Here is a 23942-nt window from a genome sequence, read left to right on the forward strand (position 1 = left end):
CATCCTATTCTTTTTAGTTTAAATTTTTACTGTCCAGAGTAATATTATAGACTCTTTATATTGTCCAAACATCTTTGCCCAGGCATTATTATCCTTTGAACTTTTGTGGGTTTTTCCTTCATGATACAGCGCACAAAACATCGTGAAGGAGGCGCCATCATGCAGGACACGTTTGAAGAATATTACAGAGAAGCCAAAGTAGTTGATAGGGACCTTCAGAATAAAAAAAAGCGATATTCTTGGATTCGCCAGGCCCGCCCTAGCCAACTCCCGCCACCAGGAGATTGGCGTACCTGGTTGATATTGGCAGGACGAGGCTTTGGAAAAACGCGCACAGGTGCTGAAACCTTGCGCCAGTGGGTTCATGATGGCCGATGCCGGCGCATCGCTCTCTTGAGCAAAACCATTGGGGATGCCCGTGACGTCATGGTGGATGGCATCAGCGGTCTTCTAGAAATTCACCCTTTAAGTGAGCGGCCCTGGTTCGAACAGGGGCGCCACCAATTGATTTGGCCGAATGGAACCCTCGCGACCCTCTATGGTGCGGATCACTTTGAGTGCTTGCGAGGGCCTCAATTTGATGCGGCCTGGATTGATGAGCTGGCCAAGTTTCGCCATCCGGAAGAAGCATGGAATCAATTGATGCTGGGTTTACGCCTCGGTACAGATCCTCGCTGCATTGTCACGACCACACCACGCCCCATTCCTTTAATTGAGAAGCTGTTAAAAAGCGAGGACGTTGTCGTTACCAAAGGAACTACATTTGAGAATCGAGACAATCTTGCGCCCACCTTCCTGAAGCAAATCGTGAAACAATTTGAGGGCACCCGCCTTGGGGCTCAAGAGCTCTATGCCCAATTGTTAACGGAGCAGCAAGGCGCTTTATGGCGACGGGATTTGATTTGTTATCAAGAGCCTCCTTACGATGAAGCCGGCACCCCCAAACTCATCCGCATTATTGTGGCCATTGATCCCGCAACCACCCATCACGAAGATAGCGATGAAACCGGCATCGTGATCGCAGGCTTAAGTGAAGATAAGCATGCTTATGTACTGGAAGATTTAAGCGGTCGCTTGAGCCCTGGAGATTGGGGACAGCGCGTGTGTGAAGTCTATTGGCGCATGAAAGCCGATCGCGTGGTCGCTGAAGTCAATAAAGGGGGCGACCTGGTGGAGCGTATTTTGAGAGGTCTTGATCCAACGATTCCTTATAAGGCCGTTCGTGCAACGCGCGGTAAGTTCACTCGCGCAGAACCTATCGCGGCTTTGTATGAACAGCACCGCGTCTTTCACGCACGCCCCTTTGATTTATTGGAAACGCAGCTGTGTACCTACGTGCAAGGTATCACCCATAAGTCTCCCGATCGTCTTGATGCGCTCGTGTGGGCGCTAACTGACCTCCTTCTCGAGAGCGAGACGAATCCGACCCTCAAGTTATGGACGACGACATAACATAGGTGCAACTGAATCAATCCCTTAGTTAGTCCCCCTTGACAAGGCAGGGCAATAAACCATAGGTTGCTAATGGATTGGGATAGCCATGAGGAGATAGTAATGGCCAAAAAAATGAGCTTCTCACAAATCGTTGGTTCCGCCTCTGCCGGAAACATCTTAGAATATTATGATTTTATTCTTTTCGTTTATCTCGCACCCCACATTGGCCCCCTTTTCTTTCCACCGGGAGATAAACTAACCTCCATTATTGCCAGCCTTGGTATCTTTGCAATCGGGTATTTTATGCGGCCCTTAGGAGCAATCCTGTTTGGATATATTGGGGATGCTTATGGCAGGAAACAGGCTCTGACAATATCCATTATCTTAATGGCAATCCCGACAGTTTTAATCGGATGTTTACCCACTTATGAATCCATTGGAATCTTCTCGCCGATCCTCTTAACGGTGTGTCGACTTCTGCAAGGATTATGCGTCGGGGGTGAAATGAATGGCGCTGGGATTTTTGCTGTTGAAAATGTCAAAGGGACCCGACGTATTTTTGCAGGCTCGTTGATCTCCTCTTCAACCGTTGTGGGGGGATTATTAGGGTCGATGGTTGCAGGTCTAGTTCTATCGCCTTTTATGCCCCCTTGGGCCTGGCGTGGAGCTTTCTTTGCAGGTGCTCTTATCGCAATTTATGGCCTTTATATTCGTTTGAAAATCACTGAAAATAATCCCATCGTTCCCAATCATGAACGTGCGCCCCTTTTCGAAGCGATCCGAAATCATCCGCGTTCCATTCTTTGCACGATTGGCGTTGGCGCCTTTTCAGGGGTAATGTTCAACTTGAGTTTGTCTTACGTTAATATTTTTCTGGCAACAGTGAAGCACTGGCCTATGACACAATCCCTTGGCGTCGTGAGTTTTGGGATGGCTCTTTATATCTGTATTATTCCCATCATCGGCAAATTTGCGGATAGGATTGGAGCTCAAAAAACAATGATGTCTGCAACGTTAGCAACCATCGTTGGAGTTTATCCAGGGATCTATTTATTGACATGGTCAACATCTCTTGTTGGAGTTCTGTGCGGTGTATCTCTTCTTGTCATCTTAACAGCTTGGTTTATTGCCCCCTTGAATTATTATATGGCAAGCCTCTTTCCAACAAGATGCCGCTATAGTGGCGTGGCATTCGGGTACTCTTTTGGAATAGCCGTGTTTGGTGGCACGACACCTATGATTCTAAGCTTTTTGATACACTGGACAAACAATCCCTTCGTCTGTGTTTATTATGCGCTCTTTGGATCTTCGCTTGCCCTTATTGCTCTGAAATCAGCCAGACCCCTTCTACTCTCAAACGATCTCCTTGCTTCAGAATCTACAAACACCGCAACGCACGATTCTTTAAATTCGTATAATGAATACAAAGACAAAAAGCACACGATCGCACGAACGTAAGAAATTGGTTTTGTTCTAAATAAGAGATTTATTTAAGCGAGTTTATTAGATGCAACCCAGTAAAAGGGATATCCTATTAACTTTACCATCAAATATATTGCTTTCTCATCGAATGTAGGTATATTTCTTCTATAGAAAAAGCATACAAAGAAAATTATAGATTTAATTCTCAACCTATTTATAAGGAGTTTAAATTTAGTGAGCATAGAAAGCATTATCAACAATATTGATTGGGATAAACTAAGAACTTTTTATTTTGTTGCGAAAGCTGGCGGATTCACTCAAGCCAGCCCCTATCTCAATCTTGCTCAATCGACCTTAAGTCGAACCATTCAGAATTTGGAAGGCGAGCTTGGGTTCCCTGTTTTCATACGCCATAGAAATGGCATATTCCTTACAAAAGAAGGGGAAATCTTATTTAAAGCCGCAAAAAATATTTTCTCAGAACTCAAACATGCAATCGACGAGGTCGAATCTGAAACTGCAGAGCCTCAAGGATCTCTTCGCCTCATTGTATCGGGCGGGCTTTTGCAATTCTATGCGTTACCCTATATTCCTGGTTTTATTAAGAAATATCCAAACATTAACCTAACTCTAGTTGCAGCTGACACAGTTCCAAGCGTCGTTCTCCTCGAAGCTGATGTCGTGATTCGCCCTAAATTACCTGAGCGTGATGACTTAATACAGCGTCACTTGCTGACGAATCATGTCCAATTGTATGCCAGCAAAGACTATTTAGATCAGTTTGGAACGCCCACAAAACCAGAAGATTTGGACCATCATAGACTCATTGCTTTTGGTGATCACAAGGAAGCGTTAAGCTTTCAAGCCATGAATTGGCATTTGACCCTTGGAACTTCTCAAGGAGAAGTGCGCATCCCTTACATTCAAGCTAATACACCCTATGGGCGTCTCCTTCTTGCACAAGAAGGAATTGGGATTACGGCAATTTCGGCAGAACATCCAGGTCTTTTGGATTTAAAGTTAATACAAATATTACCTGACATTGAAGGGCCAACCGTGAACAACTATTTCATCTATTCAAAAGCTCATCAAAATTCAAAAAGAATAAAAGTTTTAGAAGAATATTTGCTAGAAGCTTTCAGTAAGGACTACGCAAAAGCATTAGAGTAAGGAAAAGAGATGGAGCATCAACGATTAACAAAGCAGCCTGAGGTAAAAGATAACCTTGTCGCAACCTTAAATCAAATGGGCTTCATGTTTACTGAGCCGGAAGCTTATATGACCTCCTTTGTGGACTATGCTGCCAAGACGTCTGGTCCTGTACTCGATATAGGAGCGGCGTACGGAATCACCACGATTTCAGCCCTTGAAAAGGGGGCCTTTGTGGTTGCTAATGACATAGACGAGCGCCATCTCGACATTTTAAAGTCAAAAATTCCACCTTCTTTATTAAAGAACCTCGAATTGATACCGGGTAAATTCCCATCGGATTTAGATTTTCCAGAAAATCACTTTTCTGCCATTTTAGCCTCTCGTGTTTTACATTTTCTTCATCCCAATCTGATGAAACAATCCATATCTGTGATTTACAAATGGCTAAAGCCAGGTGGAAAATTTTTCTATTTAGGAACCACGCCCTACTATGGGACCTTTAAAAAATTCTTACCGCAATATCTAAAAAACAAACAAGAAGGTCGGGAATGGCCTGGGTTTGTAGAAGACGTCCCTTTCTATGCTCCTGAGCGCTGCCAGAACCTCCCTTCTTTCTATCATCTTATTGATGACGAACTCCTCACCCAACTTTTGGTTGAGGTGGGTTTTAAAATAGAGAAAATGAGCTATGTTCCAGCTCAAGAAGGACACCCCCAAGGAATGAAGCTTGATGGTCGGGAGCATTTAGGGGCCATCGCGATTAAGCCTTAAACCTTGACAAATTCCTCCTCAACACCCACATGTTTTCTAAGACCATTACATAAATTAGGGATTACTTTCATGAAAACAATTGTCGTCGTTTAAATCAAAGGTTTAGTTTTTGGACCTCCTCATTTGAGGAGGCGCTATTTTATGACTAATTTTTTGATATTAAATTGACGAGGATATTTTTATGAAACACCACCTACCGCCAGCTCTCTGGCTTATTATTCTGATAGTAGGGTTACCCCTTCTTTCGGAAACCGTTTACACCCCTTCTCTGCCTGACATTGCGCATGCTCTTTCTGTCAGTGATTCTTGGGTGGAATACACACTCACCATCTACCTGTTCGGATTCGCGCTTGGAACCCTCATTTGGGGTAATCTTTCCGACAAATGGGGCCGCAAACCCTGTCTTGTTGGAGGCCTTGCCATCTACCTTGTGGGGTGTCTTGGCTGCTATCTATCAGACTCAATTACGCTTCTGATGCTCAGTCGCTTTATTCAAGCATTTGGGGGAAGTGTGGGCAGCGTTCTTGGGCAAGCCATTTGCCGAGATGCCTTTCACGGACCTGCCTTGGGAAAAGTTTACGCCTCTGTCGGCGGCGCCTTGGCCATATTCCCCGCCATCGGCCCTATCATCGGCGGCGTCATCGACCAAAATTTTGGTTGGACGGCTATTTTCTTGTTTCTGATTGGGTTTGGAGCTATTGTCCTTGGGTTAACGATATGGTCTTTAGCAGAAACTCATCATAAGGAAACGCGTGAACATATTCCGTTGAAAGACACGCTCCTCAGGATGATGAGTGACCCCAAAGTCATCGGATATGGTTTTTTGGTAGCATCAGCCAACGGGGTCGCCTTCAGTTACTATGCTGAAGGACCCTTCTTTATGATTGAGCTACTGAACCTTACCCCAAGTCAATATGGATTGACGTTTATTGGCCTTGCTTCAGCAACCTTATGTGGGGGGTTATTGGGCCGAAAATTGCATGACCATCATAACTCAACAACCATACTGAATTATGGGTTGGGCACCACATTCCTGGGGAGCCTTGTGTTTTTAGGGGTCGTTTTAGGCCCTCTCACAAAGGATTTCTTAATTGGGGGAAGTCTTGTGGCCATGATGCTTATGATGGGGGGGATCGCCTTAGTTACCTCTAACGCTTTATCATTGTCCCTCGTTGACTATAAAAGAAGCATCGGCACGGCCTCTTCATTGTTTGGGTTTTTCTATTATACGCTCGTCTCCCTCTTCACGTTGGGAATGGGATATTTGCACAATGGAACCCTGATCATGATGCCACTATACTTCGCGGGCATCGCTTTGTTTATGTTACTTATTAATAAAGTAGTGCTGACAGTTAAAGCATAAAAAAATCTTGACGCGAGGGGTGACACAAAACCCCTCGCTTCAAGTAAATCTATTGCTTATCAGGAGGTGTGTTGGGCGGGGTATAGGAAATTTTTCTAGCCGTGGGTGGCGTAACAGGATTATCAGACATTGGACTGTAAGGGGGGGCATTGTTTCTCTCTGGCACTGGAGCCGTTTGACTTTCCAAAAAGATACGTGCGTAGAGTGAATCATCAGGCGAATGCCCATTCATGAGGGGAATCAGACGCAGCTTTCGATTAAAAATCCCATCCAGCTCTCTTCGAATTGCAGCTGAACGATCCCACTTTTCATTTACTTTTTGAGCGTCCTCCAGAGGCCTCCCATTTGAGCTTATAGACCTGTCATAAGCCTCCTGTTCTTGGGCACCTAAGATAATTTCTCGAATTTCCAAAACCTCGTATTCCTCTCTACTCAGTTCCTTTTTACGTTCAAAAATTGCATCTAACTTACTTCGTATTTCATTCAAAAAAATTACAAATCTCTCCCGCTTACTTTGAGACTTCTCTGTATGCTCATAAATTATGCTCTTATAGGATTCAAGAGCCTCACTTTCCTGAGTCTTGATAAGCATCTCGCGTTGTTCCAGAGCTACAACTTCATTTGCGATCCATTCAAGTCTTTGCCTAAAACTTGAGTCCATTCTGTCTCTTTGATCAGAAATTGAATTTAATTCTCCTTGTAATTCGGCCAAATGAGCGGCCAATTTCTCTAACCCTTCTTTCTTTGATCTTTCCACAATTTCTTTTACTCTTATAACATTCTCCGCAGACAAATTCATGTTAGGAGGGACCCTACTGCTGACACCTATTTGTTCTTGATTTGCTTTTCTTACCTTGCTTCTTAAAATGTCCTCACGCTCTTGAAAGTATTTTAATTGTTCTCTGACTTCCGCTACTCTTGCTTCCCGAGGATTTCCTACTCTCCCATTTTGATCACCTGCAAGGGCTCTTAGGCCTCCCCCCTCAGGGCTTTTTTTTTCTTCACTCCTTTTTCTCAGAAGGGGAGGAGAGTATATAGGAGGGGACCTTGGACTCAATTGGCTCGAGCTTTGGGGGGTCTTTTCTGAAGTGTGTGTAGCTTCCGGAGGGTGCTTGAGGGCAAATTTAGGGCTCAAAGGAGTGGCGTTTCGTGGAATCTTTTCTGAAGGATGTTTGGCCTTTTCAGCACGTTGTGCTTCTTCATAAGATAACTTTATGACCGCCTTTAATTCTGCATCTTCTGTGTTATCCCTTGGAGAACCATCGGGGGTTCGCAAAGCACGGAAAGTATCATCCAGTTTGTCTCCTTCATCTTCTAACTGTTGTAACTGCTTGGCAAGTTCAGTTTTTTGTCTCGTAAGATCACTTAACTCATTTTCTAAAATCTTATACTCTCTTTTTAAGTCTTCTAGGGGTTTAGGAACGTATTCAGCAAAGAGATTGTGATCACCTTTCATATCCTCTAGTTGCTCTTCTACGAATTTTCTTGATTGTTCAATACGAACGAGGTTCTCGTCCTTTTGTCCTTTGTAATCTCCTTCAAGTATTAATTGTTTTTTCGCAAGAAGGCTAAAATACTCTTCTTTTAATTTTATTATTACTTTAATTGTATTGAATCTAAATTGTAGAAATTCTAATTTTGGTTGAATGACCCCTAATTCATCGTGAAATGGGCCCATTTTATGGTTTACGGCAATTCCTTGAGCTCTTGCACGGTCTCTCTCTGCTCTTCGCTTTTCTTCACGTTCACGATGTATTCTGGTTAACTCTTCTTGACGGAATTGTAGCTGCCTTCGAGATTCTTCCAACTGTGCCTCTTCGAGAGAAGCCTTGATTGCTGCTTGAAGTGCAGCTTCCTCACCTGTAAGGGGCCTAGGTGCTTGAGGTCTGGGTGTCTCACTGAGTATAGGAATTGGCTGAGTGGCATGCTCTATAAGATGCATGACATGGTTAGCGTGGCGCGGACTATCATCTTCGCTTCCCGAATATTCCATGGGGTCCCATGCATTTTTTTCCATCGCTAGGATAGACGCAACAGGAAACCATGTAAAAATGGCGAAATACAAAGATAAGATCGTTGTTAGTCTGCTCATGGTGATCTCCTCGTACAGTAATAACTATAACTCGGACGCCAACCAACTTTCTTCTTGTATTTCTTGATTGTAATATCTACTATACTATAAATGCATTTTACTGTCAATATACTATATTTGCATTTCAGCAATACAATTCTTGTTAACACTTTGGAAATCTCTTGCATATCTTTTAATACAATTTTCATATAAGTCTCATGGTTTTTGCAATAGGCTTGATCCTATCTTTCTCTTTGGGGTACCCTCACCTTGAGGAGACATACTCTTCATAATGGTACGATCTAAGGAGTAAACAGGTGGTAAAGAAGAATATTATTGTAAAAGGACGCCCTGCAGCGCGACTGGCCGCTGTGCAGGCCCTTTATCAGTTGGAGCAAGAGCCAACCACCCCCCAAAAAGTTGTACTGGAGTTTATGAACCACCGTTTTAACGAAATTGTAGACGGCACTCGGTTTATCACCCCTGACAAGACCTTGTTTCAAGAGATCGTTTTAGGGGTTATAGAGCGTTTGGCGGACTTAGACCCCATGATTTCTGCCACCTTATCGGAAGATTGGCGCATCGAGCGCATGGAATCGGTCGTTCGGGCCATTTTGAGAGCCGCGGTCTTTGAGCTTAGCCGCGATACCGCTGTGCCCACGCCCGTGGTGATTAATGAATATATTGAAATTACGAAGGCCTTTTGTTCCGGCCCTGAAGTTGCCTTTGTCAACGCCTCCCTTGATGCTCTGGCCAAGCTTTTGCGCACTGAAGACTTGCAGGAATAGGCAAAGCCCGGCTTAAAACGTAAACAGCTTCTCGTCGATAGCCGTTCCAATTTCCACTTGTTTCAAGACAACGTGGGTTTGGTTGGCTTGCGCATCCACAACCGTCCACTCTTGGAGGCGCAAGATTGGAGTTGTTACGAATATCAGGGTCAGGGTGACCCCGTCATCCCCGGGGCGTACCACCGTCAGGTAAATTTTGTCCCCTTTGGTTTCCATTTTCTTAACTTCCAAATCATTGGAAAAGTCAATTTTATGGCGCAGAAGAAAGCTGGCAGGCGTACTGTCGATGGAATATTCGCTGACATCTTTGGTTTCCCCATCAATGTGTCGCAATATCTCCCCATTGGCGATAATCTTCGTGTTCATGGGAGCATCATACTCAAGGCGAAGTTTTCCAAAGCTTTGCTTGCCCAAGCGCTTCAAATACATCCTGCCAGTCGCCGTCGTCCCATTGGGGTTCTCTTGGGTTATGTTGGCGCGAAGGGTGCGGATGCCATTCAAATAGTCTTGGATTTTTCGAATTTGAGCCTTTTGTTGACCCGCCGCATCCTCCTGCAACGCTGCCAGAATCGGCTGAGACGTTGTAGAAGCAGCTGCTACCATCGAGATCAAAAGTATCTTTTTTATCAGTGTTTTCATAATATCCTCTTTCAATTCTTAAAAGCCAAACATGTGATCAAAGCTAAAGGCCTCTTTGCCAAAAGTGCCATGATACCCAAAGAGCCGACACGTTGTGTCACGGATGATGATGTAACCCCCTTTCGCTTTCGCTCTCGTCGCTTCCGGAAAAGTTTCATGATAGGAAAAGAGATAAGACCCACTGCAGGGGATTTTGACGAGGTGTTTGGCTATTTCCTTGCCCTCATGATCATGGAGGATAAACTCCGTCTCAGAATAGGGATGCCACGTTGTTGAGCTTGGATAAATCAGAAAGCACATGGAATCCAAGGAACCATCGCTAAAATCATCCACCACTCTCAGGAAAAGACGCGTCCGCAAACCCGGAGGGGGACCTGCATAGCTCTGCGGCTCATTCTTATAAACAAGGGCCGTGTTGAACATGTGCGCCCCAAAACTGGTTTCAGCCTTATGATCCCCCCGCTCATAGCGGAACAGGCCATGGAGCCATCCATCAACGGGAATATCATGGGCATCATCATAAGCCAGCTCCATATGGCCGTACCCACTGGGCAACGTCCATTGGCGGCAATCCACAACCGTTGCATGGTCCCGTGGCAAAACCCCAAGGGATTGTTCCGCGATTGCCTTGCCTGAGGCATCATACACGAACATTTTAACGGGAAGGTGCGTTTGCGTGGTTCCCATAGGTGTTGGCAAAGCCATGGACTGGAACGTGGATTGCGGGAGGATGGGTGCCGGGAGAATATAGTTTTTACCAAACAAAGGCTTCAATGAAGCCACAGAGATGGTTTGTTTTAGATCATTCCGTTGCACGTTGACGTGGGCAATCCTTTGATTCTTGGTTGTTTTGCAAACCACTTCATAGCGGGGGCGCACAAGATATTTTCCGGTTTGCATCTCGATTTGTTGGGGCCACTTTGCATTTGGCAAAAGATCCGCAACATTCAGCTTGTAACTGGCAAATGGCCCAATTTCTTTGTCAAGCCAGCGCATCTCTTTAGTCCCCATGACATTCAACCCAATCGTATTGGCCGGAATCGGAACGGGATGGCTGTTCTGTATCCATAAATACACAACCTCATTCTCTTGTGGGGCAGGTAGACCCGCAAAAGAATCCGACGGCCAGGAATTCGCATCATGGGTACAGGAAATATGACTATAATCATCATTGTAGGTATCAAGAGCATACTTAACCACATCGTGGCCTTTGGCCCCTATCACATGAAAGAACAACTGGCCGACAAAAGGAGCTAACTTAAACCGACTTTTAATTGTTTGGCTATCAAATACAATTGTGTGGTCCGAAGGCTTCAGGGGTTCTACCCACTGGGCCAAAATTTTGCCATCTTCCCCAAACAAAATGCAGGAAAGGGATAAATCTTTTCCCCCGTAACGGTGCCAGTAATTTGCCGTCGTCAGGCGCGTATGGAACCCCTCCTGTTCTCTAAAAAATGCAAAGTTTGTGGCAAAATTGAGGGGCGTGAGGTAAGCCCCAGATGACCCTCCACTGGCAGGGCCAATAACAGTCCCCCCCAGAGATTCTAAACGCACATCATCAAGAGAATTTATGGTCACCCCCTCTGGAATGTACTGACGAATGGCGGGAAGCAACCGATCCGCATCAAAAGCAAGAATGAGAAGTGCGTTTGCAGCACACTTTGGCAAGGCTGTCAGGGGCTCTGAGGTAAGACCTTTCAAAGAAGCGTAGGTCTTCCCAATATGGCCAAAATCTTGGGCATAAATATTCGAAATCGTGAGATGACTCAAAGCAGAAGCGTAGAATTCTTGAAAGGCCTCCAACAATCCAAGCGGATCATAAAGGGCCACTTTCTGGTGACGCAAGTTGTCTAATAGATCCCGCATTTTTTGATAAGTGATAGGATGCGCCAATGCTTTATAAAGAGCATTCCCGCCAGAGTGATTATCAAAAGTTTCGATTTTTAGGGTCAAGATTCACTTCCTCTTGCACATTATGCTTTGAAAATATTGTCGTTTTCCTGTTGAATTTATAGCTTTTACGGGCAGTCCAGAGCAAGAACAATTTGTTTAGGGTATTGTAATCCCTTGCATTCTACCCCCCTAGCCTGGCCCCTGATTTTGACTTATCCTTATATTATGAACACTAGCGGAAGGGACAATGACCGTGAAATCTGAGAATTTACTTGAGCTCATTTTTATAAAAGGACGTACCCACTACAAATGGTTGGATAAACCCGTTGAGGACGACTTATTACAGGAGGTGTATGACCTTGCAAAGCTGGGACCCACCAGTGCAAACAGCTGTCCCATGCGCATTGTGTTTGTGAAATCTGAAAAAGCAAAAGCTAAACTGAAACCATGTCTTATACAAGAGAATGTGGAGAAAACGATGACGGCGCCTGTCACGGCCATCATCGCGTATGATCTTGAGTTTTATGAGAAGCTTCCAAAGCTTTTTCCTCACACCGATGCCAGAAGTTGGTTTGTAGGGAATGCGCCCTTCATTGAGACTTCTGCTTTTCGAAACAGCTCCTTGCAGGGAGCATATTTTATGCTTGCGGCGCGCGCTTGTGGGTTAGACTGCGGGCCGATGTCCGGGTTTGATAATGCTCTTGTTGATGAAGCATTTTTCCACAACACTTCCTTACGATCTAACTTTTTATGTAATCTCGGGCATGGGGATTCAACTAAGCTATATCCTCGTTCTCCGCGTCTTACGTTTGACGAGGTTTGTAAAATCCGATAAGGTGGAAAAATAAAATAGGGTAAGGTGGGTATGCGAAAAAGCGCTTCCTGCCTTTCGGTTCCTTCAAGGATTGCAGCGAAAATGATTCAAGCAACCTGTGCACGGCTTTCTACTTGGACTTTATCCTTATCAGGCTTCAGCCCTTTCTGGTTAAGCTGGGTTCTTGGTGGTTTGGCGGCCCTAGCGATGCCGCCCATTCAGGTCTGGATCTTGCTTCCCGTTGCTTTTTCTGGATTTCTAATTCTTCTTGAGAACACTAAGACCGCAAAGACCGCATTCTGGTTAGGATGGGTTTTTGGGTTTGGCTATTTTTTAGGAGGGCTTTATTGGCTTGGTAACGGGCCACGAACTGTTGGAATGATGCTTGCGGTACCTTTTGCCGCAGTTGGTCTCCCCTTATGCTTAGCTTTCTTCCCCGCATTTGTTTCCCTGCTTACCTTTCGAGTCTCAAAAGGCCCGTTGACCCGTGTTTTTGCCTTTGCGGCCATCTGGTCGATTTTTGAGTACTTGCGGGGCCATATACTCACGGGGCTGCCTTGGAATTTACTGGGCTACACCTGGGGCACATCTGTGCTTCAAATCACGTCAATCATCGGAATCTATGGACTTTCCACCCTCACGACTTTAGCTGCATGTGTCTTTGCGAGCCGCCACAAAGGCTGGATTTCAGGCATGGTCTTGAGTTTTGGGGCTTTATGGCTGTGGGGGGATTATCGGCTCACCCAGGCACTTCCCTTTTCACAACAAGAACATGGAACACTCAATTTGAGAATCGTCCAAGCCAGCATTCCCCAAAACACCAAGTGGTTGGCAGAAAATTTTCAACAAAACTTGGATCGATACATCGCCTTGTCCCATCTTCCTGCAGAAAAGCCTTTAGAAGCAGTCATTTGGCCGGAAGCCAGCGTCACCACAATGGTTGAAAATTACCCTCCTCTTCTAAAAATCTTGGGGGAAGCTGGACCTCAAGGCGGACTCCTCCTTTTCGGGGCACCGCGCGAGATTGATGGCCATTTACGAACCAGTATGATGGCCCTTGATAATGAAGGAAAACGGGTTGGGGTGTATGACAAGTCTCACCTGGTGCCATTCGGAGAATATATGCCCTTGCGGTCGATCCTCACCATCAAGAAGCTCACCTATGGAGATCAAGACTACACGCCTGGACCAGGGGTACAAACCATATCTCTTCCCGGTCTGCCAAGTGTCAGCCCGCTCATTTGTTACGAGGCTATTTTTCCTCATGAGGTTATCGATGGAAAGAATCGCCCTTACTGGATGCTCAATATGACCAACGATGCGTGGTATGGTCACACGTCAGGGCCATATCAACATCTACAGATCGTTCGTGTTCGGGCCATCGAAGAGGGGATTCCTCTGGTTCGCGCTGCCAATAATGGCATTTCCGCTGTTGTGGATGCTTGGGGTCGAATATTATATAGACTTGAATTAGATGAAATTGGTTTTATCGACTTTTCTTTGCCAAAACGTTTAGAATCTGTTACGTTATATCAACGGTATGGAGACCTTCTATTCCTTGGAATAGTGTTCGTATTGCTTAGTTTAGTAGCTACCTATCGTCCTCATGAAAAAACAAAAAAACTAAAAATATAAAAGAAAGAAATTGGATATGTTAAATCAAGAAATTTCACCTTCTAAAAAAGGAAAACCTCATGATGTGGACATCCACGTTGGAAGTCGGGTAAGACTTCGGCGATCTGCTCTTGGATTGAGTCAGGATCAGTTGGGTGCGGCAATTGGCCTTTCCTTTCAACAGGTACAAAAATATGAACGCGGTGCAAACCGCATTGGTGCAAGCCGACTGTATGAAATGAGCAAAGTCCTCCATACACCTATCTCCTTTTTCTTTGAGAACTATGGAGAACAAGGACTTGCCGAAGAGGGCGGTGCTACCTATCAAGCTGATCCCGTCATGAAACGAGAAGCCCTCGAATTGATGCGAGCTTATCACCAAATCCTTGATCCCAAAGAGAGAAAGAAAGTCTTAAAGCTGGTCCAAGCGCTGGCCGAAGATTCTCAAAGAAAGAGCACGGATAAAGATCGAGCAGGCAAATCCAAGGGGCCTCGTTGAGCGTGCTGCCAACTTCCCTTTTGATTGAAGGTAAAAGTGTGCCTTTGGTCGTAAGGGAAAACCCCAAAGCTAAGCGGTTAACGCTTCGTTTTCGCCCCGAGACAGGGGGCGAAATAATCCTCACCATTCCCTTGCACCACTCAAAAAGACAAGTGCTTGGGTTTATCGAAAAGTCAAAACCCTGGATTGAAAAACAGATGGCCAAGAGCTTTTCAAAGCTCGCTTATATTGACGGCATGGTCCTTCCCATCTTCGGCAAATCCATTGAACTGCGCCACAAACCCTCCCAATCCTTTCGTGCTTGGTGGGGGGAGGATCACCTTCTCATCCACGCCCCGCCTGAAAAATTCGGTACCCATGTTCAAAAATCTCTCCATCAGGTTGCGAAAACCTTCCTTACAGAAAGATCAAGCAACTACGCCAGCCGACTGGACAAATCCCTCAATCGCATCACCCTTCGAGACACCCGAAGCCGTTGGGGAAGCTGCAGCCACAACGGCAATATTTCCTATTCCTGGCGGTTGATTTTTGCCCCTGAACAAGTGGCAGATTACGTGTGTGCCCATGAAGTCGCGCATCTGGAACATATGAATCACAGCCCTGAATTTTGGAAAATTGTGGAAGAATTTTGCCCTGATTATAGGACTTTGCGCCAATGGCTTCGTCAAAATGGGAAAAGCTTGTTCAAATATGGAGCTTAATTTAAATATACTAAATACGGTTCGACCTAATTCCTCAAGGCACTCCTGTAATTCGACCTGTTGCGCCGCTCAAGTAATTGTGAAATTATCGCTTTATAAATGAACTGAATAATGCAGATCGCTGTCATGAGATTAAAATCCAAAAAAATGTACATTTTATATGCCCTCATAAGTCTTTGCATTATTCTTTTAGCCTTGAGTGGAACAATCATGAGTCAGGTAGATGAACCAAAATTTACTGTTCTTGAGTCTCAAAGCAATATTGAGATACGGGAATATGACCCCGTTATCGTTGCCCAAGTTCTGGTTGAAGGAGACCGAAAACAAGCGATTTCCGCAGGATTTAGAATGCTCGCTGATTATATTTTTGGCAACAATGAGGCACACCAAAAAATAGGCATGACCGCCCCTGTCATTCAGCAAAAGGGAGAGAAAATTTCCATGGCAGCGCCGGTAACTCAACAAAAATCCGAGGAGGGTCAATGGAAGGTGAAATTCGTTATGCCTGCTCACTATAAGTTGGAAACACTCCCAAAACCGCATGATAATCGCGTGGCACTCTTGTCCGTTCCCGCTAAACAGTATGCGGTTATCCGATTTTCAGGCTTGGCAGGAGCAGAAAACTTGCAAAACTACCTTGACGAACTTCAAAAATTCCTAGTTTCCAAAGACCTTAAAGCCAAAGGCGAACCAATCTTCGCCTTCTATAATCCCCCTTGGACACTTCCTTTTTTACGTCGCAACGAGATTATGATCGAACTTAATAAGTAATGTTGCCGGATAATTTAGACTTGTGATATCCCTATTGGGATATACCAAAGAATCCTGGCTATTGCGCACCAAATGAGATTATTTTTATTCGATTTGCACAAGGCGAAATATTGACAAAAGCTATAACAATCCAAGAACTAGAGGGCAAGCTTCTCGCCTGGTATGACACCCACCAACGGACCTTGCCTTGGCGGGCGGTGCCGGGGCATTCCCCTAATCCTTATCATGTTTGGCTCAGTGAAATCATGTTGCAGCAAACAACCGTTGCAACTGTGAAGGATTATTTCATCCGATTTATCACCCGCTGGCCGGTCGTTGAGGCGCTGGCTGAGGCAACCCTGGATGAGGTGTTTCACAATTGGCAAGGTCTTGGATACTATAGCCGCGCCCGTAACTTACATACTTGTGCACAAACCCTGGTCCGCAACTTTCAGGGCGTCCTTCCCCGAAACGTCGAACAACTTCTAAAGCTTCCAGGAATCGGCCCCTATACCGCGGCGGCCATTACCGCGATCGCCTATGATCACCCCATCGTTCCGGTTGATGGCAATGTGGTGCGCGTCTTTTCTCGACTTTTTGCCCTTGAAACCCCTTTGCCGGCCTTAAAAATTGAGGTGGAGGCTCTTGCGAAAGAGATGATCCCGTCACACCGAAGCGGGGATTTTGCCCAAAGTCTCATGGATTTAGGAGCAACCGTCTGTCGCCCGCGCAATCCTTCCTGCGAGGTCTGTCCCTTACAGACAAAGTGCCTCAGCCATCATTTGGGGATTACCGACCAACTCCCGCGTCCTGCCGTGAAAGCCATTAAGCCGCGCCGCTATGGGATTGCCTATTGGATTGAAAATCAGCACGGTGAAATTCTCTTAGAAAAACGCCCTGATAAGGGCCTTTTGGCAGGACTGGTTGGGGTACCAACAACAATTTGGCAGCACTCTCCTTTAAATGCTAATAAATCTCTGATCAGCAACCCCAAAGAGTTTGGCTCGTTAGAATATCTGCCAGAAATTGTCCGCCACACCTTCACTCATTTTCATTTGGAACTCACCATCGCCAAAGGAAAAAGCGACACCCCAGAGACAGGCTTTTGGTGTTCTCTTGATGACCTCAAATCCCACGCATTACCAACGGTCATGAAGAAAGTGATCCGCGCTGTCGCTGGAGAGGGATAAGATGCCAATAAGGCACCTCTCCTTACTCATCTCCCCAAATGAACGCCGCCAGGCCCATCACCACCAGAAATAGAAAATACAAGAAGGGCGCGTAAGATAAAGACGTGAATTGCCACAGGAACAAGCACACCACGGGCGTTGTGCCTGAAAATAACATTGAGCCGATCGTATGGCCGAGGCTCATACACCGGAATCTTACCCCCACTTCATATTGCTGAATTAAAAAGAGATAACCCGGCGCGAAGAAGAATACCATGGAGAGGGTCGTTAAGATCATGAGAGGAAAAGAAACAATCCCGTCGCTGATTAGAACCGCATTCAACGCAACGAGACTCATCGTGAAGAACCCCCCGATCTTGCCGATGCGCGCCAGCCCCCAAACATCCGCAGCCCAACCGGCCACGGGCAAGAAAAGAACGTATAGGCTTGTTAAGTAAAAGCTGTAGAGAGATGCGTCCGCGGCAGGGGCCATCCCTAAAATCTTCGACAGATACGTCCCTTGAAAGACGAGGTAGAAGTGATACGCCCCCCCACCGGCTCCACAAATCATAATGGTTCGCAATATAGGCGCCCAGTGGGTTTTGGCCACCTCTTTCAATGGCGCAGGGGTGAGATGCTGTTGCAAGTATGCAAGAAAGGGTGGTGTTTCAATGAGATATCGCCGCAAGATAAAGACGATGAAACCAAAAATGCTGCACCCCAAAAAGACGAAGCGCCAGCTTTCACCAACAGCCGGAACGTGTGCCGCAACAAGGGAGGCGAGCGCAATCCCGAGGTAAGCCCCGCACCCCACAAGGCACGTAATGAGACATGGATTTTTCTTAGCAAAATGCTCAAAGACATAGATGTGCACCCCATCTGACTCGCCCGCGATAAAAATCCCCTGAAGCATGCGGCACACCACAAGGGCGATGGCGGCGCCCCACCCCCAAGCTTCATAGCCCGGCAAGATGCCTACGATGAATGTGGGGAACGAAATGCCGATCATGCTGTACCGCAAGGAAATGCGGCGCCCTTGGGTATCTCCTAAATATCCAAAAATAAGGGCCCCAAAGGGTTTTGATAAGGACCCAACCGCAAAAACTCCGAATGCCTTGATGAGGGAGGTCGTTGGATCGTCGCTTGGAAAGAAGTGAATGGCTAGGATGGGCGCCAAAAATCCATAAATGGCATATTCAAAATATTCGAGAACGGTCCCGAGAACGGATATGAAAAATATAGGCACTTTAACAGGTGAAGCTTTTTCAAGAACGGGTTGCTCAAAATTTTCGAGCGGTGATGTTTTGATGTTTGTTGCAATATTGGTCATGTGCACTCCCTCCGCTGGTACGAACCAGATCAGGTTATAGGGTTAAGCGACCACCGCTTTCTCAGCTGAGCTTAGACTCAGCACCCCTGGCTAATGAGGGGATCCTATCGAGGACGCTGAATGGTGTCAAGGGGGGGAGCATCAGAAGATGCTGACATTTGTCTCTAAACCAAGTATATTCCCTTAAAATAAGAATAATGAAAGAATCACCATGCCAAAGCTCCACCTAAATCCCGACATCTTTTTTATGTTAAAGGATAAGGATATCATTCTGTGGGACTATAAGAATCGTCAGCAATTTTCTTTAACCCCCCCTTATTTTGAGCGACTCGTCGCTCACTCTCGCGGAGATATCAAGGATAACTCACAACCTCTTATCGACATTGACCAACATCTTTTTAAAGAAGGTATATTACTAAATGAAGCCCCTCTAGAACCCCTCTGGAAGTGGGATAAATTGTCTTATATATATCACCTGGGAACGCGCAATATCGTGGCAGATACCCACACTTCTGTTCAAGACTGGGTAGCCGATTATGTCCAGGGATGCGAAGAAGCTGTGGATCGAAAACCACAAGAATTATTCATTAGACGAGAAGGCGCTTTAGTCCCCTTACCGGCCCCAAATTTGGAAAGCTTAAATCAATTGCTTTTCAGTGAAATTTTGAAGCAACGCCTAACGGTTCGAACCTTTGATGGGAAGCCTGTGTCTGTGGAGAATTTGAGCACGCTCCTTTTTGTAACATTTGGTCTATTCCATGGCCCCTGGCAGGATTTAACCGATGCAGGTCTTCAGGAAATGGGGTTGCGAAAAACCAGCGCTTCTGGCGGTGGCCTCCACCCGAATGAGGCGTATGTAACCATTCTCAATGTGCCTGGCATTGAGCCAGGGATGTATCATTATGATGTGGAACGCCACGGACTTGTGCGCGTAAATGCAGCGGTCTCGGATGATCAAGTGGCCGCTTTGTGCATGGGCCAACCCTTTGGAAATGGGATAGCCTTTGGCGTCTTTCTCGTCGCCTACTTAAACAAAGCTTGGTGGAAGTATGAGCATTCTCGCGCCTACAGAGTGGTCTTAATGGACGCAGGCCACCTATCTCAGACTTTCCAATTGGTGGCGACATCCCTTGGAATCCTGACCTGGATGACCGCAAATATCCATGATTTGGACGTCTCCAGTCTGTTAAAATTGGAGGGTGTTCATCAGGCTCCATTACATTTCTTAGGGGGTGGTTATGGGAAAAAGTCTGCGGTTTATGAAGGGGTGATTCAGCATTTTAAAGATACTAAGGGGAGCTGAAGCTGATCACGCCCCTTTAACCGCCCTTCCCTTTACGTCTATTTCTTTTCTCCCTCTTCTTCTTTGTACGCGCTTTCGCAGATTTTTTCTTTTCTGAACTCTTACGGGCTTTTTTTTCTTCCTTTTCCTTTTTCTTTGCCTTCGCTTTTTCCTTTTTTTCCTTCTTCTTTTCTTTATGTTCATTGCTCTTTTGTTTGTCGCTTTTGCCATCCTCTGTCTTTTTTTCAGCTTTAGCTTTCTCTTTCTTTTCCTTCTTCTTTGCCTTTTTTTCTTCAGTCTTCTTAGCCTTAGCTTCCTTCTTTTCCTTTTTCTTTTCTTCCTTCTTAGCCTTCTTTTTTTCTTCTTTTTCAGCTTTCTTCTTTTCTTTCTTTTCAGCCTTTTTTTCTTCCTTAGTCTTTTCGGGACTTTCCTCTTCTTCGGTTTCCTCACCGCTTTCCCCGAGACCACCGAGAAAGTCCCCACCAAAAGCATCAAGGGCTCCTGCCGGCAATACCATATTACATTGCACAACCACGGCGATACAAAACAATAAAATAATATTAAAAATGGATTTATCTTCCATTTAACTTTCTTTTCTTTAGATTTCAGTCCTTTTATATTAAATTGTTGATATTTAATATTTAGTGAAATTATTTAGAAATTTAATTAGATACTGCATTTTCTATTTTTCAAAATAGTTCATCGAAAGGAGAATAAAAAAAGGAACATCACAATATTTCTTATGAAGTGATGTTAAATTTTACGTCAGTTACCCAATAGAGTGTGGTTTGTAAGTCACGCCCATCTCAAAATGTAAGCTTTTAGAATATTTTATGAAAACTTTAAAGAATCTTTATTGCTCATATCACAAACCCTTGTTAACATTCATTATAATGTAGAGCATTTGAGGAGGATTATAATATGTGGACAACAACACACAGCAAGGTTATTAAAGGCGTTAAGAAAGAAGTCATCTGGGAACGGTTGTCAGATGTCAGCACATGGCATACCTGGATTCCTAATGTTGAATATTGTAAAATGGACAAACCATTTGCAACCGGCAACCGTTATACTCTAAAGCCAAAAGGTTCTTCCCCTATTTCGGTCGAACTCATCGAAGTTAAAAAGGATCAGAAATTCATAGGCTGCACTCGTTTCTTTGGGGCAACTATGTATGATATTCATGAAATGCATCCAGATCCGCAAGGCACCCGCCTTACCGTTACATTAAAAGTTACAGGACCGCTTGGCTTTTTGTGGAGAAAGCTTGTTGCGGAAAAGATTGGGGCGAATTTACCAAAACTATTTAATAACTTGGCAAGCATCGTGGGCGCCCCAGCTGTCAAAAGCGATAATAATCTTCCCCAGACAAGTCTGCCAGGTGATAAAAAACCAAATCTTCACCTTATTACTCCGACGTCTCTCAAAGCCAAACCCAAGGTTAAGGCAAAAGCCAAAGGTAAAGTTAAGTTAAGTGTGTCCGCTGATATTAACTCTAAGATAAAGGTAACCCCATCTATGTCTCAAACAGCTTTAAAACCAACCCCTACAGCAACTAAAAAGACAAAAGCCAAAACTTCAAAGAAGCCAAAACTAAAAGTTACGTCTTCTAAGAAAGCCAAGTCGAAGTCTGTAGCGACGAAGAAGCCAACTCTAAAATCTTCAGCCGCTAATAAGCCCAAGACAAAAGCAAAGACAAAGACAAAGACAAAGACCTTAGCGTCAAAGAAACCGACAACAAAGGCTTCAACGGTTAAGAAATCCAAGCCTAAGACAAAGGCAAAGACAACAGCCTCGAAGAAACCGACAACTAAAGCTTCAGCAGCTAAAAAAACAAAGCCAAAGACAACAGCGGCTAAGAAGCCAAAGACGAAGACTAAAGCCGTTAAGAAAACAACAGCGAAAGCGAAACCAAAAGCAAAAGCTGTTAAAAAACTGAATGTTAAAGGCTAATACAACAGTGTTGAGGAATAACTCTTAGATTCATCAGACATTCTGAAGGACGAAGAGTTATTTCTCTACTTTTCTAAGTGCCATACTGAAATATACCCCATCTTTTATAGGATTCCGCCGAAAGTCAAAGCTCTCAAAATGAATGCCAGGCAAAGGGCTTAGAGCAGCACTCTTCATTGTTAACAAATTGCTTTGTTTTGCATACTCGCGGAAAGTTGTGTTGCCAGGGGTTTTGCCTGTCGTATCTTCAAAGCTAAAAAAGCGTACCTCATAATCGGTCCCATTTATTGTAATGATTTTTCCTGGAATGCTTGTTGATACACGCTGAGAAGATTTGCACGTGGCAATCTCCTGACAAGCGTCTATAACATCTTCGAGCTTTAAGGCGCCCTCTTCAAGGTGAATGGTTACCTCATCCGCATTTGTGAAAGCTGCTAAAATGAAACATAAGACGATAACAAATTTCTTAAACATGAGTCCCCCAAAAGTTCATGATTTCCAAAGACTATTTATAGCTCTCTCGAGCTCATGAGGTCAATCAGTCTCATAAGGTAAGGATAAAAAGGGGACTTATGTCTACTTTTAGGTTTCATATTCAACGCGCAAGTTTGGCAGATCTGTTTCGAGTTTCAAACGAAGGACTTCAGGGAGGCGCTTGGCTTGCACATGCAAATATTGCAGCTTCGTCTTCTTCAAACAACACGCTTCAGCCACAGCTTCTGACATAATCCACCCGGATTCGCCATTGGGAATAAGGGTAAGATCCATCAATTTCGGTAATTTAAGAATAAGGTGCATAATCGTCGGATCATCAAAATAGGCTCCAGAAAAATAGAACTTTCGCAATCCCGGCTGAGTATCCGCAATCATTAACAGTTCAGTCTTTCCGATACCCTTCAGGTTGTTTATCTTCAGGGTCGTCAGATCCAGATTTTCAACAATGGCTCTGAGGCCGCTTCGCGTAATCCGGGTTTCCGAAATATCTAGGACTTTCAGTTTGTTCACTAAATTTCCAAGAGATTTCGCCACATCATCGCTGACATCTGTTTCGGATAAGTCTAAGGTGTGAAGCTTTGGCATCGCACTCAAGAGATTTTTAATGATATCCATATCTTTCTTAAAGCTCTGCCCAATCATCGAGAACGAGTGAAGTTTTCCAACACCCGCAGCGAGCAAGGTAAAATCTTCCTTTTTCAGATCTTGTCCACTAATACCAAGAGCCTTTAGATAGGGGAAATTTTCAACAAGAATTCTTATCCCTTTGTTCGTCACTTTTGTATTGATTAAGTGAAGCTTTGTCAAATTTGGAAAGGATGTGCTTAAGTTTAATATTGTGTCGTCATTAACACCAAAACCAAACAAAGACAAACTTTTTAAATGAGGGATTCTTTTAGGAAATTCTTTCAATAATTTGTCCGTCACTCCCAAACAACTGAGCTCTATTCCTTCCAAATATCCTAGATAAGGCAAGACTTTTTCAATAAACTCATTCTCATTCAACACTTGGTTATTTGCCCCTGGCAACATAACAAACCCCACAACCCGTATCTGATCCAGAACATTGGCTCGTTTGAATACTTCCATTAAAGAAACAATGGACTTTATGTCAATTGTCATGTTCTGCACCTTAAAGCGCATATCTGGATTTTCTTTGATATAACGTATAGATGCTGCGAGTTTTTGATCCTTTAATCGACGCGCATCAAGGAGTATCATCTTCTTTTGAAGAGGTCTCAGTTCCTTTGGGGGTGGATTTTTCTGATCGCTGATGACTTTAAGTTTCTTGCTACCTTCTTCTTTTGACGTCAATTTTTTTTTATTCGCCTTTTCCCAAGATTCATCCTTTTTTTGAGAGACGCTCTTTGCTGCTTCTCCTCGAGTTCTCGAGGGCAACCTTTCTCGTGAGTTTATACGCTTACGTACTTTCCCAGTATCGATAGGTTGTTCGACAGGGACAGGGACAGGGACAGGGACAGGCACTGACCTGATATTTCCTTGTGGATTGTATGGATTGGGGCTTGGAGGTAAGGGTGTACTCTCTTGAGGCATAGGCTCTGGAATGTCATCCATCCCTCTATGGCTTAAGCTGCCTTCAGGCCCGGCGAAGATCGGCTGCACACACGCCATAAAGCCGCTTAAAAAAGCTCCAAGGACACCAAAACGGGGAACAAGGAGAATTGAGCGCACCATTGAATACACCTCTCGTTATATATACTTCTCTTATTTTTCTCCAATTCTGGAAATATAAAAAGAGGGAAAATGAAAGAAGAAGCAGATCTTTTTGATTGTGTGGGAAA

The 23942-nt window shown here is 44.7% G+C and carries 21 protein-coding genes and 1 riboswitch; of the genes, 14 read left to right on the forward strand and 7 right to left on the reverse strand.

From position 1 onward, the window contains the following. Positions 1-159: 159 nt before the first annotated feature. The 5 genes from K2Y18_08045 (at position 160) to K2Y18_08065 (ending at position 6142) form a co-directional block, all read left to right on the forward strand. The gene (locus tag K2Y18_08045) at positions 160-1452 is read left to right on the forward strand and encodes a terminase family protein (GenBank protein MBX9805686.1); all 1293 of its coding nucleotides are present in this window, start codon (positions 160-162) and stop codon (positions 1450-1452) included. Positions 1453-1554: 102 nt separating this feature from the next. After that, positions 1555-2892 (forward strand): MFS transporter, encoded by a 1338-nt coding sequence (locus K2Y18_08050; protein MBX9805687.1) that lies wholly within the window; start codon positions 1555-1557, stop codon positions 2890-2892. Positions 2893-3090: 198 nt separating this feature from the next. Further along, entirely contained in the window at positions 3091-4026 is a 936-nt protein-coding gene (locus K2Y18_08055) for a LysR family transcriptional regulator (GenBank protein MBX9805688.1), read from the forward strand. A 9-nt stretch (positions 4027-4035) separates the two neighbouring features. After that, complete coding sequence (locus K2Y18_08060; protein ID MBX9805689.1) at positions 4036-4779, forward strand: class I SAM-dependent methyltransferase; 744 nt, start codon at positions 4036-4038, stop codon at positions 4777-4779. 181 nt (positions 4780-4960) lie between these two features. Then, complete coding sequence (locus K2Y18_08065; protein ID MBX9805690.1) at positions 4961-6142, forward strand: multidrug effflux MFS transporter; 1182 nt, start codon at positions 4961-4963, stop codon at positions 6140-6142. A gap of 49 nt (positions 6143-6191) precedes the next feature. Here K2Y18_08065 and K2Y18_08070 read toward each other — a convergent pair whose 3' ends face one another. Next, entirely contained in the window at positions 6192-8234 is a 2043-nt protein-coding gene (locus tag K2Y18_08070; GenBank protein MBX9805691.1) for a hypothetical protein, read from the reverse strand. A gap of 296 nt (positions 8235-8530) precedes the next feature. Between K2Y18_08070 and nusB the strand changes: the two genes are divergently transcribed. Then, entirely contained in the window at positions 8531-9001 is a 471-nt protein-coding gene (gene nusB / locus K2Y18_08075; GenBank protein MBX9805692.1) for a transcription antitermination factor NusB, read from the forward strand. Positions 9002-9013: 12 nt separating this feature from the next. On the opposite strand, the gene K2Y18_08080 is transcribed toward nusB, so the two are convergent. Both K2Y18_08080 and K2Y18_08085 read right to left on the reverse strand, forming a co-directional pair. Next, positions 9014-9640 (reverse strand): outer membrane lipoprotein carrier protein LolA, encoded by a 627-nt coding sequence (locus K2Y18_08080; GenBank protein ID MBX9805693.1) that lies wholly within the window; start codon positions 9638-9640, stop codon positions 9014-9016. A gap of 18 nt (positions 9641-9658) precedes the next feature. After that, a complete protein-coding gene (locus K2Y18_08085; GenBank protein MBX9805694.1) occupies positions 9659-11593 on the reverse strand; it encodes a hypothetical protein in 1935 nt (644 codons plus the stop codon). Between the two features lie 187 nt (positions 11594-11780). Here K2Y18_08085 and K2Y18_08090 point away from each other — a divergent pair, with 187 nt between their 5' ends. From K2Y18_08090 to mutY, 6 genes are all read left to right on the forward strand, one after another. Further along, on the forward strand, positions 11781-12368 hold the full coding sequence (locus K2Y18_08090) for a malonic semialdehyde reductase (protein MBX9805695.1): 588 nt from the start codon (positions 11781-11783) through the stop codon (positions 12366-12368). A gap of 81 nt (positions 12369-12449) precedes the next feature. Next, positions 12450-13982: an apolipoprotein N-acyltransferase gene (lnt, locus tag K2Y18_08095; protein MBX9805696.1), complete on the forward strand. Its 1533-nt coding sequence runs from the start codon at positions 12450-12452 to the stop codon at positions 13980-13982. Between the two features lie 16 nt (positions 13983-13998). Next, complete coding sequence (locus tag K2Y18_08100) at positions 13999-14460, forward strand: helix-turn-helix domain-containing protein (protein ID MBX9805697.1); 462 nt, start codon at positions 13999-14001, stop codon at positions 14458-14460. Positions 14461-14462: 2 nt separating this feature from the next. Continuing rightward, positions 14463-15161 carry a M48 family metallopeptidase gene (locus K2Y18_08105; GenBank protein MBX9805698.1) on the forward strand — a complete coding sequence of 233 codons (699 nt, stop codon included), beginning with the start codon at positions 14463-14465 and terminating at the stop codon, positions 15159-15161. A gap of 126 nt (positions 15162-15287) precedes the next feature. After that, positions 15288-15932, forward strand: coding sequence for a heme-binding protein (locus K2Y18_08110; GenBank protein ID MBX9805699.1), 645 nt, complete (start codon positions 15288-15290; stop codon positions 15930-15932). A 107-nt stretch (positions 15933-16039) separates the two neighbouring features. Beyond that, entirely contained in the window at positions 16040-17101 is a 1062-nt protein-coding gene (mutY, locus tag K2Y18_08115) for an A/G-specific adenine glycosylase (GenBank protein ID MBX9805700.1), read from the forward strand. 22 nt (positions 17102-17123) lie between these two features. Here the strand turns inward: mutY and K2Y18_08120 are convergent, their stop codons facing one another. Continuing rightward, positions 17124-18410, reverse strand: coding sequence for an MFS transporter (locus tag K2Y18_08120; GenBank protein ID MBX9805701.1), 1287 nt, complete (start codon positions 18408-18410; stop codon positions 17124-17126). After that, a riboswitch (TPP riboswitch) is annotated at positions 18399-18508 on the reverse strand. It overlaps the preceding gene by 12 nt. 113 nt (positions 18509-18621) lie before the next feature. Here K2Y18_08120 and K2Y18_08125 point away from each other — a divergent pair. Beyond that, positions 18622-19713, forward strand: coding sequence for a SagB/ThcOx family dehydrogenase (locus K2Y18_08125; protein MBX9805702.1), 1092 nt, complete (start codon positions 18622-18624; stop codon positions 19711-19713). Positions 19714-19729: 16 nt separating this feature from the next. On the opposite strand, the gene K2Y18_08130 is transcribed toward K2Y18_08125, so the two are convergent. After that, the gene (locus K2Y18_08130; protein ID MBX9805703.1) at positions 19730-20275 is read right to left on the reverse strand and encodes a hypothetical protein; all 546 of its coding nucleotides are present in this window, start codon (positions 20273-20275) and stop codon (positions 19730-19732) included. A gap of 338 nt (positions 20276-20613) precedes the next feature. Between K2Y18_08130 and K2Y18_08135 the strand changes: the two genes are divergently transcribed. Continuing rightward, the gene (locus K2Y18_08135) at positions 20614-21645 is read left to right on the forward strand and encodes an SRPBCC family protein (GenBank protein ID MBX9805704.1); all 1032 of its coding nucleotides are present in this window, start codon (positions 20614-20616) and stop codon (positions 21643-21645) included. A 57-nt stretch (positions 21646-21702) separates the two neighbouring features. On the opposite strand, the gene K2Y18_08140 is transcribed toward K2Y18_08135, so the two are convergent. Both K2Y18_08140 and K2Y18_08145 read right to left on the reverse strand, forming a co-directional pair. Further along, positions 21703-22119, reverse strand: a complete 417-nt coding sequence (locus tag K2Y18_08140) for a hypothetical protein (GenBank protein MBX9805705.1) — start codon at positions 22117-22119, stop codon at positions 21703-21705. A 108-nt stretch (positions 22120-22227) separates the two neighbouring features. After that, a complete protein-coding gene (locus tag K2Y18_08145; GenBank protein MBX9805706.1) occupies positions 22228-23835 on the reverse strand; it encodes a hypothetical protein in 1608 nt (535 codons plus the stop codon). Positions 23836-23942: the final 107 nt, after the last annotated feature.

The organism is Alphaproteobacteria bacterium, assembly GCA_019746225.1.
In the GTDB taxonomy this organism is placed as follows: domain Bacteria; phylum Pseudomonadota; class Alphaproteobacteria; order Paracaedibacterales; family VGCI01; genus VGCI01.

What these genes read in the sequence shown, in the direction of transcription:
- K2Y18_08045 (MBX9805686.1), top strand. Translation starts at nt 160, where the DNA reads ATGCAGGACACGTTTGAAGAATATTACAGAGAAGCCAAAGTAGTTGAT.
- K2Y18_08050 (MBX9805687.1), top strand. Translation starts at nt 1,555, where the DNA reads ATGGCCAAAAAAATGAGCTTCTCACAAATCGTTGGTTCCGCCTCTGCC.
- K2Y18_08060 (MBX9805689.1), top strand. Translation starts at nt 4,036, where the DNA reads ATGGAGCATCAACGATTAACAAAGCAGCCTGAGGTAAAAGATAACCTT.
- K2Y18_08065 (MBX9805690.1), top strand. Translation starts at nt 4,961, where the DNA reads ATGAAACACCACCTACCGCCAGCTCTCTGGCTTATTATTCTGATAGTA.
- K2Y18_08070 (MBX9805691.1), bottom strand. Translation starts at nt 8,234, where the DNA reads ATGAGCAGACTAACAACGATCTTATCTTTGTATTTCGCCATTTTTACA.
- K2Y18_08080 (MBX9805693.1), bottom strand. Translation starts at nt 9,640, where the DNA reads ATGAAAACACTGATAAAAAAGATACTTTTGATCTCGATGGTAGCAGCT.
- K2Y18_08090 (MBX9805695.1), top strand. Translation starts at nt 11,781, where the DNA reads ATGACCGTGAAATCTGAGAATTTACTTGAGCTCATTTTTATAAAAGGA.
- lnt (MBX9805696.1), top strand. Translation starts at nt 12,450, where the DNA reads ATGATTCAAGCAACCTGTGCACGGCTTTCTACTTGGACTTTATCCTTA.
- K2Y18_08100 (MBX9805697.1), top strand. Translation starts at nt 13,999, where the DNA reads ATGTTAAATCAAGAAATTTCACCTTCTAAAAAAGGAAAACCTCATGAT.
- K2Y18_08110 (MBX9805699.1), top strand. Translation starts at nt 15,288, where the DNA reads ATGAGATTAAAATCCAAAAAAATGTACATTTTATATGCCCTCATAAGT.
- K2Y18_08120 (MBX9805701.1), bottom strand. Translation starts at nt 18,410, where the DNA reads ATGACCAATATTGCAACAAACATCAAAACATCACCGCTCGAAAATTTT.
- K2Y18_08125 (MBX9805702.1), top strand. Translation starts at nt 18,622, where the DNA reads ATGCCAAAGCTCCACCTAAATCCCGACATCTTTTTTATGTTAAAGGAT.
- K2Y18_08130 (MBX9805703.1), bottom strand. Translation starts at nt 20,275, where the DNA reads ATGGAAGATAAATCCATTTTTAATATTATTTTATTGTTTTGTATCGCC.
- K2Y18_08135 (MBX9805704.1), top strand. Translation starts at nt 20,614, where the DNA reads ATGTGGACAACAACACACAGCAAGGTTATTAAAGGCGTTAAGAAAGAA.
- K2Y18_08140 (MBX9805705.1), bottom strand. Translation starts at nt 22,119, where the DNA reads ATGTTTAAGAAATTTGTTATCGTCTTATGTTTCATTTTAGCAGCTTTC.
- K2Y18_08145 (MBX9805706.1), bottom strand. Translation starts at nt 23,835, where the DNA reads ATGGTGCGCTCAATTCTCCTTGTTCCCCGTTTTGGTGTCCTTGGAGCT.